The sequence below is a fragment of the Allocoprococcus similis genome (assembly GCF_054660775.1).
The window spans coordinates 1-17,835 of record NZ_BAAHSG010000005.1 but is presented as its reverse complement, the minus strand read 5'-3'; the positions used below and the strand labels follow the sequence as shown (position 1 = coordinate 17,835).

General features: G+C 41.8%; 17 protein-coding genes. 4 read left to right on the top strand and 13 right to left on the bottom strand.

Going from position 1 to position 17,835, the window contains the following annotated elements:
• Positions 1-83 precede the first annotated feature (83 nt).
• From ACYQ5K_RS01945 to ACYQ5K_RS01890, 12 genes are all read right to left on the bottom strand, one after another.
• Complete coding sequence (locus ACYQ5K_RS01945; RefSeq protein WP_173688316.1) at positions 84-701, bottom strand: DUF4317 family protein; 618 nt, start codon at positions 699-701, stop codon at positions 84-86.
• 457 nt (positions 702-1,158) lie between these two features.
• On the bottom strand, positions 1,159-2,184 hold the full coding sequence (locus ACYQ5K_RS01940) for a DUF3878 family protein (RefSeq protein ID WP_173688317.1): 1,026 nt from the start codon (positions 2,182-2,184) through the stop codon (positions 1,159-1,161).
• Entirely contained in the window at positions 2,185-3,213 is a 1,029-nt protein-coding gene (locus ACYQ5K_RS01935; protein ID WP_459777235.1) for a transglutaminase domain-containing protein, read from the bottom strand. It lies immediately after the preceding gene.
• A gap of 19 nt (positions 3,214-3,232) precedes the next feature.
• A complete protein-coding gene (locus ACYQ5K_RS01930) occupies positions 3,233-4,585 on the bottom strand; it encodes an ATP-binding protein (protein WP_173688319.1) in 1,353 nt (450 codons plus the stop codon).
• Between the two features lie 296 nt (positions 4,586-4,881).
• The gene (locus ACYQ5K_RS01925) at positions 4,882-5,241 is read right to left on the bottom strand and encodes a DUF1667 domain-containing protein (protein ID WP_055260332.1); all 360 of its coding nucleotides are present in this window, start codon (positions 5,239-5,241) and stop codon (positions 4,882-4,884) included.
• Positions 5,242-5,244: 3 nt separating this feature from the next.
• On the bottom strand, positions 5,245-6,513 hold the full coding sequence (locus ACYQ5K_RS01920) for an NAD(P)/FAD-dependent oxidoreductase (RefSeq protein WP_173688320.1): 1,269 nt from the start codon (positions 6,511-6,513) through the stop codon (positions 5,245-5,247).
• A 17-nt stretch (positions 6,514-6,530) separates the two neighbouring features.
• Positions 6,531-7,967, bottom strand: a complete 1,437-nt coding sequence (locus ACYQ5K_RS01915) for an NAD(P)/FAD-dependent oxidoreductase (RefSeq protein ID WP_055155469.1) — start codon at positions 7,965-7,967, stop codon at positions 6,531-6,533.
• A 145-nt stretch (positions 7,968-8,112) separates the two neighbouring features.
• The gene (locus tag ACYQ5K_RS01910) at positions 8,113-8,826 is read right to left on the bottom strand and encodes an MIP/aquaporin family protein (RefSeq protein ID WP_022220047.1); all 714 of its coding nucleotides are present in this window, start codon (positions 8,824-8,826) and stop codon (positions 8,113-8,115) included.
• A 60-nt stretch (positions 8,827-8,886) separates the two neighbouring features.
• Positions 8,887-10,383, bottom strand: coding sequence for a glycerol kinase GlpK (gene glpK, locus ACYQ5K_RS01905; RefSeq protein ID WP_008373317.1), 1,497 nt, complete (start codon positions 10,381-10,383; stop codon positions 8,887-8,889).
• 132 nt (positions 10,384-10,515) lie between these two features.
• Positions 10,516-11,085: a glycerol-3-phosphate responsive antiterminator gene (locus tag ACYQ5K_RS01900; protein ID WP_055296595.1), complete on the bottom strand. Its 570-nt coding sequence runs from the start codon at positions 11,083-11,085 to the stop codon at positions 10,516-10,518.
• A gap of 416 nt (positions 11,086-11,501) precedes the next feature.
• Positions 11,502-12,779 carry an L-cysteine desulfidase family protein gene (locus tag ACYQ5K_RS01895; protein ID WP_173688323.1) on the bottom strand — a complete coding sequence of 426 codons (1,278 nt, stop codon included), beginning with the start codon at positions 12,777-12,779 and terminating at the stop codon, positions 11,502-11,504.
• 182 nt (positions 12,780-12,961) lie between these two features.
• Positions 12,962-13,048 carry an ABC transporter substrate-binding protein gene (locus ACYQ5K_RS01890; RefSeq protein WP_330586009.1) on the bottom strand — a complete coding sequence of 29 codons (87 nt, stop codon included), beginning with the start codon at positions 13,046-13,048 and terminating at the stop codon, positions 12,962-12,964.
• 234 nt (positions 13,049-13,282) lie between these two features.
• On the opposite strand from ACYQ5K_RS01890, the gene ACYQ5K_RS01885 reads away from it, so the two are divergent.
• The 4 genes from ACYQ5K_RS01885 to ACYQ5K_RS01870 all read left to right on the top strand — a co-directional run bounded on the left by ACYQ5K_RS01885 (position 13,283) and on the right by ACYQ5K_RS01870 (position 16,716).
• Entirely contained in the window at positions 13,283-14,137 is an 855-nt protein-coding gene (locus tag ACYQ5K_RS01885; RefSeq protein ID WP_243868787.1) for a M55 family metallopeptidase, read from the top strand.
• Between the two features lie 170 nt (positions 14,138-14,307).
• Positions 14,308-14,901 (top strand): helix-turn-helix domain-containing protein, encoded by a 594-nt coding sequence (locus ACYQ5K_RS01880; protein WP_173688325.1) that lies wholly within the window; start codon positions 14,308-14,310, stop codon positions 14,899-14,901.
• A 72-nt stretch (positions 14,902-14,973) separates the two neighbouring features.
• Complete coding sequence (locus ACYQ5K_RS01875) at positions 14,974-15,153, top strand: hypothetical protein (RefSeq protein WP_173688326.1); 180 nt, start codon at positions 14,974-14,976, stop codon at positions 15,151-15,153.
• Positions 15,154-15,177: 24 nt separating this feature from the next.
• A complete protein-coding gene (locus ACYQ5K_RS01870) occupies positions 15,178-16,716 on the top strand; it encodes a serine hydrolase domain-containing protein (RefSeq protein ID WP_173688327.1) in 1,539 nt (512 codons plus the stop codon).
• A 43-nt stretch (positions 16,717-16,759) separates the two neighbouring features.
• Here ACYQ5K_RS01870 and ACYQ5K_RS01865 read toward each other — a convergent pair whose 3' ends face one another.
• Positions 16,760-17,695 carry a GTP-binding protein gene (locus ACYQ5K_RS01865; RefSeq protein WP_173688328.1) on the bottom strand — a complete coding sequence of 312 codons (936 nt, stop codon included), beginning with the start codon at positions 17,693-17,695 and terminating at the stop codon, positions 16,760-16,762.
• Positions 17,696-17,835 lie beyond the last annotated feature (140 nt).

The window sequence follows — 17,835 nt, the reverse complement described above, 5'->3', positions numbered from 1 at the left end:
AAAGTTTAAGTGTTGCCGTAAGTAAAATTTAAAATAATGGAATAATTTCTAAAATATATCTTTAAAATATTCATAATAAAATCTTACATTTTTATAAGTCTGCTTAAATCCTCGCGTTTCTTTTCTGTGGTTCCATAGATGTTGATGTGATTCAGGTCGCCACTACGGTCTGTAAAAGCGGGGAAGAGGAAGCCGGATGTTGGAGAACCGGGTTCGTATTCGCCGACAAGGGGACAGATGGCGCAGATGAGATAGGGGAACATCTCTTCGGATTCACCGAGGCGTTCTTTATCGGCTGCTTTGGCTGGGATATCGTAGTTATCATGGAAAACATAGATCGCGTAAGGGGTGGTGATCCGGATGTTTTCCATGATGATATCATAAAGGGTATCCATCAGGGCATCGTTTTTGAGTTCGCAGTCTCTGAGCGCCATCAGAAGCTGCCACATACTTCCGGCTTTCTGATTTTCTGTCTGGATCTCGTATTTTTTCAGTTGTGTGTTTGTCTCTGCAAATGGAATGGTTTTGGCGATTGCGAGATTTTTTGTTTTTTCTGATGGAGAAAGTTTGAGAAAATTGATGTTAAAGCTTCCGTCAAAATCTCCGTCTGCATCTACATAGCAGCCTGCAATTCTTGTAAATGATGTTCTCGTCGGTGTCATCCGCCTTGTCAGTTCCAGCATATCTGTTCGGTTGATCATTTGTATCTGTTCCTTTCTATGGATATCAATTGAGCACTAAATCTGTTGATTTATTTTTACCTTTTATAGTTTGCAGTCAGTCCAAATATCTTGTTTTGTTGACTTAATTTTAGCTTCTTTAATTTTAAGTCAACTTTTTTAGTGCTCTTCGTTGACTTATTTTCTACTTTTTCAATTTAGAATCAACTTCCTGGGTTTTTTTATTGACTTATTTGTCAATTTCTCAATTTACAGTCAATTTCCTATACTCTTTTAGTTGACTCTTTTTCCGTTTTCTCAATTCGCAATCAATTTCCAGGACTCTTTTTGTTGATTTAGTTCCGAATTTTCCATTTTAAAGTCAACTTTTAAAACTCTTTTCATTGACCTATTTATGATTTTTCGCACTTTCCAATCAACTTTATCGTCTCACTCCGTTGACCTGTTTCCGTCTTTTAAGTTTTCAAATCATACATTGCTAAAATTCTTCTATTTCAACAACACGATCTCCCCTTTTTTCTTTCCATATCATCAGATACACTTTGAAATCTACCGAATCTCTCGCCGCTGCAAATGGCTCCTCACGTACAAGTGTAACTTCCTGTCCTTTCGACTCTAGTTCCTCTTTTCTTTGTTGTGCCTTCAGTAAAACTTCACCATATTTCTGATTGAATTCCTCTCCGAAATCCCTTCGTGGATAATTTTCCGCTTCTTCGATCAACTTTTTATCCAACAACTCTACAACTGCCGCATGTTTCGCACGATGCAGCAATCCGGCAATCCATCTGCTCATCCTTTTTCCATAATACTTCCGGTAAATATGCAGCCACCTTAACAGACTCCAATCCTCTGCTTCTCTGGCAAGCTCTTCCATCACATCGATTGCCTCTTCTGCTGGACTCCATGGATCCTCCATTGGAACAATATATTTTTCCGGGACTGCCGGATAGCAGGCATAGTTCAGTGGCGGAAAATGCACCAGACTGGCAAGTCTTTGCTCTGCTTCACTTGCCGCCTCTTCTCCAAGGTATTCGCATTTATCACGCAGAATCGCCAGCCGGTATTCCAGAATCCGCAGATACTCGTACCCTTTCACCCAGAAATGTCCCACATCTCCGTAATTATAAAGGTTCACCTCCAACTGAAGATCCTGGAAAAAGATCGTCACAACCGTCTCGCCCTGATATACAATAAGCACGTATTCTCCGTCCTCCTGGCTTAAAGTTGCGTCCAGCTCTCCTTCATAATCTTTCTGATAATGCCCGGTCATTCTTGCACCAGAGAATACCAGAAAGCTTTCCACTGCATCATTCATCAGATACACGAGACGGATTTCATCCTGGTTTTCCACATCTTTGTCTGGAAACAGAAGTTCAAACTGATCCTGACCTAACAGTTCGGCAAGCTTCTGAAATGCCTCCGGAATTTCTTCTGTATATCCATCTTCCATTTCCACAGATTCTTCCTCTGCCAATATATTCTCCTGCATTTCCAGTTCGCTCATCTATTCCTTTTCTCCTTCATTTGCCTCTTCCATATCCACACAGGCAAGTCCTCTGTCCTCCACATAACTGACGCGGATCACTGCCTGCGACCAGTTGAGGCTGATCCTGGCAGCCTTCTGCTTTTCTTCTCCGGCTTTCCGGAGCAGATCCAGAAGCTTTTCCAGAACCTCTCTTGTCAGATAGCCGCCTCTCCACTGGAAGGTCAACGTCCTGCCCTTCTTGGCTGCCTGCAGCGACCGTTTATAGACATCCTCTTCTTTTGTAAAAGAAAGTTTCTTCTCCCGGTAATAAAAATGATCCCCATTCGTACAGACCGGTGCCGGTGCGATCAGCGGTTCATGATCTCGGAAAATCTTTTTATCGTCCAGATTGAAATAATCATAGCGAATCTCCTGCCCTGCCACGCTGTGCTTTCCAAGCGTATTGTCAAAGGTTGCATCCAGATGATAATATGTACCGCCTATTTTTACAATATTCCAGGTATGACGGTACTTGATCCCTTTTTCCGGATTGTTGCCACAGACTGCGATCATGCACCAGATTCCAAGAGCATCACAGAGTACTTTTACCGACTTTGCAATTCCTTCGCACACACCGACTCCATGTCCGAGTGGACCGATGATCTCATGGGAATACGCCTTTTTCAACTTATCATAAGTCACATTTTCACAGATAAAATCATGAATATATTTCTCCTTTTCCCATTCAGACAAATCCTTTGCCGCTCTTGCCAGCTTCTCTACCCGGGCAGTCATTGCCTTCTGGTGCTCCCGGATTTTATTTTTGTCAAACAGATACTCCGGTACAAAGATCAGATTCGGAGAGTCCTGGTAGTATTTATACTTATATCCTGTCATCCAGAAAATCTCCGGGTGATCCAGCCGAAGCCTGAAAAAGACATCATAAAGCTCCGCACTTTCTATGCGCGGTATCTGAAATTCATCCGCAAGCGCATTCGCTCCCTGCATGATTACATGGTATACGGCCTGCTGTGCTTTGGTCATTCTGGTATAGTAAAATGGTTCCATGAAAATCCTCCTGCAAATTCTACAGTAACATCGTCATATAAATTGGTATATACATAATTCCGTCCTGATATTTTAAATCTTTTGTATAGATAATAAATCTGTCTTCCGACTTTAACTGATACTTCTGAATCAGATAATCAAATGATTTGTGTGACATATAATTTGAAGATTTTACTTCGATCGGACAGATCTTCTTTTTTTTCACGATCATAAAATCGATCTCATATTTCTTTTCCCTGGTCGTCCCTTCCGGTGTATACAAATATTCATGAAAATACAACTCATGACCTGCCGTTCTGAGCATCTGTGCTACAATATTTTCAATGATCATTCCCTGATTTATCCCAAGATTATCTATAATCAGAGCCTTATATAAATCCTCATCTGTATTATCCCGGTTCTTCATAATCTGTGTAACCAGTAATCCGGTATCACCCATATATAATTTAAAATTACTTCTGTCTGCAAATAATTCTAATGCAACTTCCGGCTTTGTAACATTGATACACTCATTTCCGATCATTGCTTCTGAAATAAAGCTTACTGCATCTATATAATTTTGGTAACGTGCATTTTTATCCACCATGGAAAGTTTGAAATGCGAATTTTTATTCTCCAGCTGCTCTGGTATTGTACGATAAATAACTGACGCTTTTTCCCGATTTTCTGTATCATATTTTGCCAGATCTTCTTCATAAAGGTTCAGAATATTCCTCTTTACAAAATCGATCTGCGCATAGCTTTTTCCTGAAACATAAGCATCTACCGCTTGTGGCATCCCACCTACAACCATATACGTGCGGAAACTTTTCATGATTCTCCGATGAATCGCATCTCCAAGTGGCTTTCTTTTTTCAAAAGCTTCTCTGATTGTAGGAATCGTAACCTCATCATTGATTGCCCATAAATATTCTTCAAAATCCATCGGGTACATCTTAATCCGGTATTCTTCTGAAGGAATCAGTATATCCTTTACATTTTTCCGAATTGAGATCAGTGATCCTGTCTCAATATACTCATACCGTCCATCCGCAACAAGATATTTTATCGCCTGCCGTGCCTGTGGAAACAGCTGTACCTCATCGAAAATGATCACGCAATTCTTCCCTTTTAAACTTTTTCCTTTTAGGAGAAACAGATTTCTGAAAAACGTATCCAAATCATTCATATTCTCGACAAAATTATTTTTAACATCTATGCTTTCTCTTGCAAAATCAAGAATCATATAATCATCATATTCATTTTTTGCGAAATCCTCTACAATGGTACTTTTTCCAATACGTCTGGCTCCTTCAAGCAATACTGCTGATGTGCCTGCTGCCAATGTTTTCCACTCAATCAGTTTGTCATAAACTTTTCTTTTAAAAATCATTTAGCATTCCTCATTTCATTTTACTTGGTAGTATTATAGCATATTTCCGCCTTAATTATACCATTTTTCACGAAATCACAAAATGTTTATGCCTGCTTTTTAACGAAAAACAGAAATGTTTTCATCGAGTTCTTAACGAAAACACAAAATGTTTATACCACTTTCTTAACGAAAAACAGAAATGTTTATACTGAGATTTTCACGAAATCACAAAATGTTTCTCCAGAATACAATATTAAAAAGTCCCATATGGCAACCCTTTCCGTCACCATACAGGACTTCTCCTTCTTTTCCTTTTATTCTACATTCTTCGTCGCAACAATATCCACGCCCGTATCAGCCACATTTTCAAGGATCACATCCCCAATATGAACCGGAGCCGGAACTTCAATTCCTTTGAGCGCCTTCACACATTCAAAGATTTTGCCCTTCGGGATATCTTCTTTCGTCTTCACCGATACCATATCGATGCTTCCGCCGGACACCCGCACGGTCGAAGTTACGATTCTCGTCGGATTTGTCACTTCTTTTCTTGCGTATACATCACCGCGCTTGCATGTATTTCCGGTGACGCTCACCACTTCTTCCCCATTCATTACAACTGTAAGAGGGCAGCCCATCGGACAGCCGATACATGTCAATTTTCTCTCTTCCATCGTCTACGCCTCCTCAATCTTTACTGTGATGGTCTGCAGATCCGGATATTTCAGAAGCTGCTCTTTTGTCAGCTTAATCTCTTCCATCTCACCTGGTGCAACAACCGGACGTTTTCTGTGGATCACTCTCTCATCATCAAAATATGCGCTGATATAACAGTTCTTGTAGACACCGCCCACACGGAAACGCACGGTCAGGTTCTCATCCATCCGGTCTACGTTAATCGTTCCCGGAACTGTATAGCGGACACCTTCGACTGGATTCATTTTAATCTCTTTTCCGCCCTGTCTGTGCGCTTCTCCCTGTTTTACATATTCCGCAGCATTTCTTCCTGCAGTTCCGGCTTCTTCCGATACAAAGTCAACCAGGTCATGCACATGCAGGACATTTCCGCAGGCAAATACGCCTTCAATGTTTGTTTCCAGGCTCTCATTTACCTTCGGTCCTGATGTGACAGGGTTCATATCCACGCCCATACCTCTTGAAATCTCATTTTCCGGAATCAAGCCTACGGAAAGAAGGAGGGTATCACAGCTGTATTCTTCTTCGGTTCCAGGAATCGGTTTTCCGTGACTGTCCACCTGTGCCAGTGTAATGCCTTCCAGACGCTCTTTTCCTTTGATATCAACAACCGTATGGCTCAGCTTCAGCGGAATGTCATAATCATCCAGACACTGTACGATATTTCTCTTCAGTCCTCCAGAATACGGCATCAGCTCTGCAACAACCTTAACCTTTGCGCCTTCAAATGTCATTCGTCTTGCCATGATCAGTCCGATGTCGCCGGAACCAAGGATCACAACCTCCCGCCCCGGCATATAGCCTTCGATATTGACCAGTCTCTGTGCCGTACCTGCTGAGAAAATACCCGCCGGACGATAACCCGGAATATTAAGTGCACCTCTGGAACGCTCACGGCATCCCATTGCCAGAACAACCGCCTTCGCCTGAATCTCGAAAAGACCTTCCTCCCGGTTCATTGCGGTGACAACCTTCTGCGGGCTGATATCCATAACCATTGTATTCAGCTTGTATTCAATATTCAGTTCTTTCGCCTGATCTATAAAACGTCCTGCATATTCCGGTCCGGTCAGTTCTTCCTTAAAAGTATGGAGTCCGAATCCGTTGTGGATGCACTGATTCAGGATACCGCCAAGTTCTTTATCTCTTTCCAGGATCAGGACACTGTCCACTCCGCTTTTCTTCGCCGAAATTGCAGCCGCAAGTCCCGCCGGTCCTCCTCCAATGATAACAATATCATAAGCTCTCATGATGCAATGCCTCCCTTTTATAACGAATCCTTATTAGTACCTGTAACAATTTTAGAATCTCCACCGGATTTTGTGATCTCGAACATACTCACATGGCGTTCTCTCGCCAGGATCTCCATCGTTCTCGGTGAGCAGAAACCAGCCTGACAGCGTCCCATTCCGGCTCTTGTTCTGCGTTTCACCCCGTCCAGAGATTTGGCGCCGAGCGGTCTGTTGATTGCATCCATGATCTCACCCTCTGTAACCATTTCACAGCGGCAGATAATATTTCCGTATTCCGGTTTCTCTTTGATCAGTTCCATTCTTTCTTCCTTGCTGAGTGTATTCGGATCCAGAACGCCCTTTCTTGTTGCGATAAAATCTTCTTTTTCTTCCAGATTCATTTTCTCTTTCAGGATCTGTGCCACCATTTCTCCGATTGCCGGTGCACTGGTAAGTCCCGGTGATTCAATGCCTGCACAGTCGATAAATCCTTTTGCATCCTCCACTTCCCCGATCAAGAACTCATGTCCGTCCTCATGTGCACGAAGTCCGGCAAATGAAGTAATCACCTGACGGAGCGGAATATTTTTCACATTCATCTCTGCCCTTTCGATCACCTGATCCAGACCTTCTCTTGTTGTATTGGTTCCTTCTTTATCTTCGATATCGATCGCCGTTGGTCCAAGGATCAGATTACCGTGAACCGTCGGTGCAACCAGAATACCTTTTCCATATTTTCCCGGAAGTGCAAAAATCGTCTTGCTCACATGACTTCCCGCACTCTTATCAAGCAGGCAGTAATCTCCTCTTCTAGGGGTAATATGGATCTTCTTCTCACTTACCATATTATGAAACTTGTCTGCATAGACTCCGGCCGCATTTACCACGTACCTTGTCTGGAAAACCCCGTTATTTGTATGGATTTCCCATCCCTCATCTATTGGTTTAAGATCCGTAACTTCCGTATCAAATTTGAACTCCACACCATTTACATTTGCATTCTCAGCCATTGCAATGTTCAGATTAAACGGACATACAATTCCGGCTGTCGGTGCATAAAGTGCGGCATACGCCTGATCGGAAATATTCGGTTCCATTTCTTTCAATTCCTTACAGTTAAGAATTCTTAACTCCTTAACACCATTTGCAACACCTCGGTCATACAGTGCCTGAAGATTCGGCATATCCTCCTCATGCAGACATACAACCAGAGAGCCATTTTTCTTAAATGGGAAATCCAGATCCTTTGAAAGCTGTTCCATCATCTGATTTCCCCTGACATTCAGTTTTGCCATCAGCGATCCTTCTGCCGCATCATAACCGGCATGGACAATTGCACTGTTTGCCTTGGAAGTACCACAGCATACATCCTCTTCTTTCTCGATTACACATGCCTTCACTTTATAACGTGACAGCTCTCTTGCTGTTGCCGCACCGGATACTCCAGCCCCGATAATTATTACATCATACATTCCCAGATCACTCCTTAATAACTGTTTTTTCTTCCTGAACTTCCTGCTTATGAAAAAGAGCCTGCCAAGTAAACGCATTTCCTTTATGCGGTTATCCTGTCAGGCTCTCTCATCTCATGCCATTACCATTTTCAATTCTGAACTTTTACCACGGAATTGCCCCATACAGTAATACTGCTGCGATTGCTCCGATGATTGGTCCGATGATCGGTACAACCAGACCGTATCCGAAGTTTGAATCACCTTTTCCTTTAATCGGAAGTACTGCGTGTGCAAGTCTTGGTCCAAGATCTCTTGCCGGGTTGATCGCATAACCGGTCAGTCCGCCAAGTGACATACCTACTGATACGATAATTCCGAATACAAATAATTTGTCAACGCCTGTGGAAAGTCCTGTCACGTTTCCAATTCCCTTGATCGCAAATACAAGGATAAATGTTCCAACTGCCTCACTGAAAATATTCAGTCCTGTGTTTGCAATCGAAGGTCCTGTACAGAATACACCAAGCTTTGTTCCCGGATCTTCTGTGGCGTCAAACTGTCCTTTGAAAAGTAAATAAACAATACAGCCGCCTACGAATGCTCCTGCGATCTGGGCGATGATATATCCAGGAACCATCGACCATGCAAAACTTCCGTCCACTGCAAGCGCGATCGTAAGTGCCGGATTAAAGGAAGCTCCTGAAGCCTCTCCGAAAATAAATGCCGGAAGCAGAACTGCAAGACCCCAGGCAAATGTAATCTGAACCGCGCCGGCACCTTTCATACCGGATTTGTTAAGGTTCACATTTGCTACTACTCCATCTCCAAGAATAATAAGTATCATTGTTCCAAGAAACTCTGCTATATAAGGTAACATGATAAGTCCCCCTTTTCCTTATTCAATGTTCTGTTTTCATTTCCTTTTTACTGTCAGAATCTAATCTTCTTTTGCCCATCCGTAAGCATATTTGACAGCCTTATTCCAGCCTTTGATCCGTTTTTCTCTTTCTTCATCTGCAATCTTTGGCTCGAATGTCTTATCAATTGCCCAGTTCTTAATAACATCCTCTTTACTTGCCCAGTATCCAACTGCAAGACCTGCAAGATAAGCAGCTCCCATTGCGGTTGTCTCTACACACTGCGGACGGTTAACCGGTGCATTGATGATGTCAGACTGTGTCTGCATCAGAAAATCATTTGCACTTGCTCCACCGTCAACCTTAAGTGCTGCAAGTTCAATTCCGGAGTCAGCTTTCATTGCTTCCAGAACATCATTTACCTGATAAGCAAGGGATTCCAGAGTTGCGCGGATAATGTGATATTTATTAACGCCACGTGTAATTCCTACGATCGTTCCTCTTGCATACTGATCCCAGTGCGGTGCTCCAAGTCCGGTAAATGCAGGTACTACATAGCATCCGTTTGTATCTTTTACTTTCTTAGCCATGTATTCTGAATCCGGTGCGGAATCAATAATACGAAGTTCATCTCTCAGCCACTGGATTGCAGCTCCTGCCACGAAAATTGAACCTTCCAGTGCATAATTTACTTTTCCATCCAGTCCCCATGCGATGGTTGTTACCAGTCCGTTCTTTGAGAAGATCGGTTTCTCACCGGTATTCATCAGCATGAAACATCCGGTTCCATATGTATTCTTTGCTTCGCCTGCATTGAAGCATGTCTGTCCAAACAGTGCGGACTGCTGGTCTCCTGCTGCTCCTGCGATCGGAATCGGTCCACCGAGGTAAGAAGGATCTGCTTCTCCATATACACAGCTTGACGGTTTTGGTTCCGGAAGCATGCATTTCGGAATGTTCAGCTCTGCAAGGATCTCATCATCCCATTCAAGCGTATTGATATTGAACAGCATCGTACGGGAAGCATTTGAATAATCAGTTACATGAACTGCACCTTTTGTCAGTTTCCAGATCAGCCATGTCTCAACTGTACCGAATAATAATTCTCCCTTTTCTGCTCTCTCTCTTGCTCCCGGCACATTATCAAGAAGCCATTTTACCTTTGTTCCTGAAAAATACGCGTCGATAACAAGTCCTGTTTTTTCTCTGAATTTATCGGTAAGTCCTTTTTCCTTCAGACTGTCACAATACTCAGAAGTTCTGCGGCACTGCCATACGATTGCATGATGGATCGGCTCTCCTGTCTCTTTGTCCCAGACGATGGTTGTCTCTCTCTGGTTTGTAATACCGATTGCTGCAATGTCCTCTGCTTCTGCCCCAATCATGTTCATTGCTTCAACGGCTACACCAAGCATACTTGCCCAGATCTCATCTGCATCATGTTCAACCCAGCCCGGTTTCGGGAAATACTGTGTGAATTCCCTCTGTGCAACGCTGCACATTTCTCCTTTTTCATTGAACAGGATACATCTGTTACTTGTTGTTCCTGCGTCCAGTGCCATTACATACTTAGCCATACTCTTTTTCCTCCTTTAATAAAAATCGCTGCTTTGCATGTTTTATAGTAAAGCGGATGTTCTATGCCGCTTCGCTACTTACTCATCCTCAAATACCTGTACTTTGTTTAAATATCTTCTGTTACTTTTGTTTTACATTTTCCAGACTTCATGATTCGTAGATGAAACTGCGATCGCTCCAGCTGAAAGTGCCGCCATCACAGATTCTTTGTCCGAGATCAGACCACCTGCAATGATCGGTGTCTTTGACATTTTACAGACTTTTCCGATCACCTTCGGCATCACACCCGGAAGTACTTCGATATAATCGGGCTTCACGGCGTGTTGTTGCTGCCTGATATTCTCATATGCCATCGAATCCAGAAGAAAATACCTTAGGACTGTGAACAGCTTAAGTTCCTTCCCCCTTTTAATCAATGCGGCTTTTGTGGAAATTATTCCATCTGCTTCTGTATTTTTCCGGATAAAATCTACGACAATTTCCTTACTGCTAAGACCGCTTATCAGATCTACATGAACCATCGCAACCTTCCCGGAATCTTTTATCTGTTGGACGATCTCACGGATCGAACAGACATCTCCAAATAAAATAAATACAACCCGGATATCTTCCAAAGAACAGCAGATTTTCAAATCATCCATGTTCTTTACTGCTGCAATGATCGGATTCTCTTCTACTGCTTCATGAAAAAAACTGCTCATCTTTTCACCCCTCATAATATGATCGAGTAGGATGCTCCTGCCCGCTCTGTATACTTTGTACAGCATCTCACTTAGCAGCTCGATGATGTACATTCGCCAAATGCGGATCCTTCTACAAATACACAAAAAAAGAGCGCCTCTTGTAACAGCCTTTCGGCTGATATAACATTCGCTCTCCTGTCACGGCATCTTTCTTTAATTACCTTCCTAACATGGCTTCACTATATCACATTGCACAATTATTTGCAATTATTTTTTATAAAAATATACTTTTTGTATGGTTTCTACAAATTTTTCAGCTATATTCAGGTCTGTTATTTGGAAAAAGATGTTTTTCTTTATGCAACTTTTCCGTTACTTTACTGAAAAGTACCTCCAATCTCTCTTCCCGATTAGAGGTACTTTTGCTCTGTCTTCTATTTTCCTTTTTCCTGTAAAATATCTACAATTGTCTTCTCCGTTCCGATCATGCCCGGTGATGCGATCTCTCCCATATGACGCATGGTATCTTCCGGTGTAAATCCATTAATTCCATGAATATCATCAATAAAGATCTCATGCATAGCAAAATCAGCCGACTGAAATGCGGCATTTACTGCCACAACTCCTTTCATCGTACAACCCTTATTTCCGCCATGACAGATCATACCGGTAATACTGCTGGACATATTGTTGATGGTTCTTGCCATTGCATGCTCATCACCTCCATGAAGGAAAACAAGTGCACACGCCATTCCTGTACCTGCAGCAATACCGCAACCACAGAAAGCAGAAAGCTTACCGGAGTACTCTTTGATATACATGCAGATAAGATAGCTTAATGCAGTGGCACGATATAAGGTTTCATCGCTTAATCCGCGAATCTTGCACACGCCGTAAAGAGGCATGGTTGCAATGATTCCATGTGCCCCGGAACCTGTAATGCTCATGGCCGGTCTGTCAAGTCCGATCACACGGGCCTCGATTGCCGCATTGCAAAGTAAAGATGCTGTCTTTAACTCATCATCTGAAATAATCTTTCCGCCATTTTTCTCAAGCAGATACCGTGCATAGGTTGTCCTCGGATTCTGGATTCCTTCCTCAAAAAGAGCATAGTTCATCTCATAGGCAGCCTTGATAAATTCAATTTCCTCTGCCGGAACCTCTTTTGCGTATTCGTAAATCTGTTTTAATGTGTAATTGTGGATCAGTGGTTTTTCTTCTTGACCGCCTTCCACAGAAGCCTCTTCTTTCTCAAGAATCACTTCTCCATTTACCTCAATACGAACAATATTCGTATGTGCATCGCGTATCCGAACCACTGCCTCTCCAGCTGTTGTCTTTACACGGGCTTCGATAAAAATACGGCTTGTGATCTCACTCATTTTTACAACGATTTTTCCGTCTTTTACCAATTTTTCTGCTGCTACATTGTCAGCTTCTGTTACATCAGCAAGACTCTCCAACTCTTTCTCCGGTTTCCCTGCTACGACTCCAAGAGCTGCTGCGTATTCATTCCCGTAAAAACGACTGTTCGGAATACCACATGTATATGCATTTTTATACATACCGCTGTTCAGCAAAAGCGTAACCTGTTCCAGTTCTCCCGGAACATAGGATTTTGCTTTTGAAACCGCATATGCGATCGCTCCAGGCTCGGTTACCCCAAGAGCCGGACGCATATCATCTTTGATTAATTGTGTTAATTCATGCATTTTCTTTTTCTCCTAATCAGATATTCAGATTATTGACTCCTTCAATGCCACTTCCATTGTAACAGAGCTAAATGCATTATTCTACCTGATGACAGGCTACATAATGTTCATTTCCTACATTTCTGAAGATTGGTCTTTCTTCATGACAACGTTTTGTAGCATATGGACATCTGGATGCAAATTTACATCCAACCGGTCCTTCTCCAGGAATATTCGAAATCTTTTGCTGTCACCGGACTTCCGTCTGACCATTTTGCATTTTTTCTCAAATGGAATGTATATGTTTTTCCGTCCTCTGAAACATCCTTTTTTGAGTTTCGTTTTACGAAAAAGATTTTTCCGCGTTTTTACTCACAGTATAATTATTACTGTCAGTATAATTTATTTTGTATATTATGTCAAAATATTGACACGCCCCATTTGTTACTTTATAATATTTTAACAACTGTATGTTTTGTTTTTCTATAAGAAAACAAATAAATTACATAAAGGAGGATTTTCTTATGAAGAAAGCACTAAAAATCTACATTTCTGTAGACATGGAAGGAATGGCAGGTATCACTTCTCCATCTCAGGAACGCGATGAGGTTCCTTCCTTCCGCCGCGCTTTACACAATCAGGTACGCTGGATCATCGAAGGAATTCATGCTTCCTCCAGAAATGATGAAATCGGGGAAATCACCATTTCTGATTCTCACGGAAGCGGAACGAACCTTTCTTATGATGAACTTTGCCAGATGGATGAACGTATCAGCTTAGTAAGCGGTTCTCCAAGAAGACAGTACATGATGTCTTGCCTGGATGAAACCTACGATGTTGTATTCCTTGCCGGATATCATGCCGGTTCGGGAGAAGATTTCGCCAATATGGATCACAGCTTCTACGGAAGAGTTGTTTCCAGCCTTAAAATCAACGGAGCCTATATGAACGAAAGTACAACGAACGCAGCACTTGCTGCTTCTTATAAGGTTCCGGTCGGTCTTATCATCGGTGATTCCGGCCTTCACAAACAGCTTATAGACAAAGAAATGATGCCATGGGTAAAATTCGTAACAACTAAAGAAGCGTTGTCACGCTATGCAGCAAAATTCCCACCACAAAAAGTTCTCAGGGAAAATACGATTTCTGCAGTAAAAGAAGTTCTTGATTCCGATTTAAGCAAAATTCCTTTATACGAAGTTGCGACTCCGATCAAGCTGGGATTTGAATTTAAATCAACAGCAATGGCCGACACCGTTGCACAAATTCCTCGCATGAAACGCTTAAGCGGTACAGAAGTAGAAATCATATGCGATGATATGCATGAATTAGAATGTGGTATCTCTGCAATTACCGGTCTTGCAGGAACATCTAACTAAACACCTGTTTATCATCCATTCTACTCTTCGATCGAAGAAAATGGACGTGTTATCATTGATCATCAATTAGATTGTGATGAAAACGGACGCTATTCAATCAATTTTTCTTTGAAAAATCAATCAAAAACCGCTAGTTTTTATACTTGAATTGCGAAAGGAGGAGTGGGACCATGTATGGACGCCGAATTCGCGAAATGCGAAAAAGAAGAGGACTCACGCTCAAAGAGGTAGCTGAAGCTACCGGATACACAATAGGTCATATATCACAAATTGAAAGAGATTTAAAATCTCCTTCACTCGTAGCACTTAGAAAAATTGCAGCCTGCTTAAAATGTTCAGAAGTATGGTTGATCATGGATGACTCCGAACTCTCTGCCAAGTCATCTGAAGAAGGGAAGAAATCAAAGGAATCTTATTTGATGAGAAAAGAGAACCGAATTCCAATGAAAATCCCGGAAATCGATGTTTCCTACTCTATTTTTACACCTTCTAAACTTCCGAACGCACAAGAAGCACAAATGACCGGACTCATCGTGAGATTAAAGCCTAACACCTGGGTGACTGAGAAAATGATTTCACATGGTAATTACGACGAAAGTCTCCTGCTCCTCAAAGGGGAATTAGAACTCCGCATCGATAACAGCACTTATATGATCTACGAGGGCGACAGTTTCTATATCCCTAAAAATTGTTTACATAACTACCTGAATACCTCAAATGAAGAAGCGACTATAATAGTTTACTTTTCACAATTAGTTTATTAAGGAAAACACGATTATGAAATATATTATTGAATCTGAAAGAAATCACCAAATGTGGCGGTGTTGTGGTACTGAATGCCTGCAGTATCATTAACGCAGATGCCGGAATATCCTTTCGACATTCTGTCCGGCGGTCACGCAGATATTCCGGACTTCCTGCAGGATATGAAAGAACATAATTATTCAGATGAACGGATTTCTCTGCTTGCAGGCAAAAACTGGCTTTATGCATTCGAAAAAATTCTAAAAAAATAGTTTATTAGAAGGAGTATTTTTGTAATGAATTCAAATATGACAGAACAATTAGATCAGCTTTTCCGTATGTGGGATCGCGGTCTTTGCCCTGGCGCTCAGGTATTGATTCGCCAGCACGGTAAACCTCTTTACGAAAAATGTTTTGGATATGGAAATCTTGAAAATAAATTAAAAATCCATAAAGAAAGTATTTTCCATGTCGCATCGATTTCCAAAGAATTTACTGTTATGTCTATTCTTCTTCTTTGGAAAGAAGGAAAACTTGATTTAGAAGACGACATCAGGAAATATTTAAATGAATATATCAACATTGAAACACCGATTACGATCCGCCAGATGATGAATAATGTCAGCGGACTTCGCGACCAGTGGGAACTCTTATTTTTACGCGGCATCAAGATCAACGATCAGATTGACATGGATGATATCAATACAACGATAGCTCTTCAGAAATCGTTGAACTTTGAACCGCAGTCACAGTATTTATACAGTAACACCGGTTTCCACTTATTGGCACTTATCGTTGAAAAGCTGTCGCAAATGAGCTTCCCGCAATTTGTAAAAGAACGTATTTTCAATCCACTCGGAATGACACATTCTTTTGTTCGTGAAAGCTTTACACAGATTGTTCCGGATCTTACTTACTCTTACCAGGACGAAGGTGATGATACTTTCTACTATAATCCACTGAACTACGCACTTTACGGACCAACCTCTGTAAATACCTGTGCTTCCGACCTCTGCAAAGTATTAGATGAGTACATTCATCCAAATGTGATCGATCCTGAAATTATCGAGCTTATGAAGAAACCTGTCCTTCTCAGCAATGGCAAAACGGCTGAATACTGCGGCGGACTTATGACCCATAAGCTTCATGGTCTGGATGTATTCGGACATGGCGGTGCCGATGCTGCATACCGTGGTGAAATTATTTGCATTCCGGAAAAAGAACTGGAGCTTGTACTGATCAGTAACACCACAACTTACGCAATGTCTAAGCTTGCCGATAAAGCTGCCTGCATCGTACTCGGATTACCGGATTGTACCGAACCAGCCGTGCCGGAACATGAAAATGCACCTGCCCGCAGCGGTGTATTCCTGACAGCACTTCCGGATGATCCAATGTTTGTTGATATCACAGAGCAAAACGGTACCTTCTATATGCAAAGAGAATGGTGCCGCACAGCGCTGGTAAAAGAAGAGGATGGCGGTTATCGCATTGGTTCATTAGATGAAAAGATCTATTTCACAGATAATGGAATCCTTTATCGGCTTCCTGGCCGTGTACTTACATTGACCCCTGCCAAACCGGCAGATCCGGCACTTTTCCAGGAAGGAACCTATTACAACGATGAAACCGATTCCTTCATGAAATTAGTGAAAGTTGAAAATACATGCGAAATCCATATGCGTCGTCATGGGAAAACAACACTTTACCAATCAGGATCAGGAAGTATTATCTTCCGAATGGATGCAAATCTTGTAATGTATGTAAAAGCTGAAAATGATACCATCATTATGGATGGTGGCCGTATAAAGCATATCATTTACCAAAAACAATAAATTAACAGGAGCACATCACTTTTGATGTGCTCTTTTACATTTTCTAATTCTCCAGATACTTCCGTATCCGATCTTCCTTCAACTGTTCCCCAATCACGATCACAACCTCCTGCCCGTCTCCGATCGGCTTCATACTGATCTCATGACCGGTTGCATTCAGCTGCATCCAGCTTCCTGCATCATCTTTCACAAATCCTTTCACCCGGAAAATACCGCCACATTCCGGATCCTGCATCATCTTCGCAACCTGCGTCTTCAATTCATCCGCAGAAATTGTCAATTCCATAAAATACAGCGAATCAAAACCTTTTTTCTCATCCAGATCCATCTTCCGATAATTTTCTGCAACATAACCGCTCTTTAAGATCTTATCAAAATCCTCTTCCGAAAGCTCTGCTCCATCTTTTCTCATGATTTCCCGTTCCAGCCTTCGCTTGCACTGAACCTGTTCAAGCGCTCTGTTCAAATGTTCAATTGTATTTTCAATCTGGTCTTTTGTCGCTTCTTCTGCCCTGCTGAGGATGATGCTTCCTGCATTTGCAGCCTCGGACGCAAGCAGATAGTCTGCTTCTTCTGACAATTCCGGCTCCAGTTTTGCGTCAACGATCGTAATCACATTGCCAATCTCATACCACTTATCCAGTGGTTCATCATGAAGAACATCAAAAAATTCGTCTACATCATAAATCCCGGACGGTTCAACAATTACTCTGTCATATCCGCACATTCCCATTGCGATCAGTTTTGTCCGGAAACGTCTTCTGTGCGTTTCTTTGTCGCACCCACCGGAAATCATTTCAAGCTCACAGTTATCTCCCATCAGGTCCTGTAAAAGAAGCATATCTACATTTACCGCACCAAAATCATTCTCAAGGATGCCGATGTTCATTCCTTTATCCAGAAGATATTTTGCATATTTTTTAATAAACGTTGTCTTGCCGGAACCTAAGAAGCCGGTAATCAAATCTATTTTTACCATTGCTAATTTTCCCCTTTGACTTTTTAGTTCTTCTAAAATTTTCTGCTGTAATTTTACTTCCTTCTCTCTACTACTTTTAAGATAATAGCATATTTTTTTAGTTTCTTAAAGGAACTCAAATAAAGAACTCAAATAGGAAC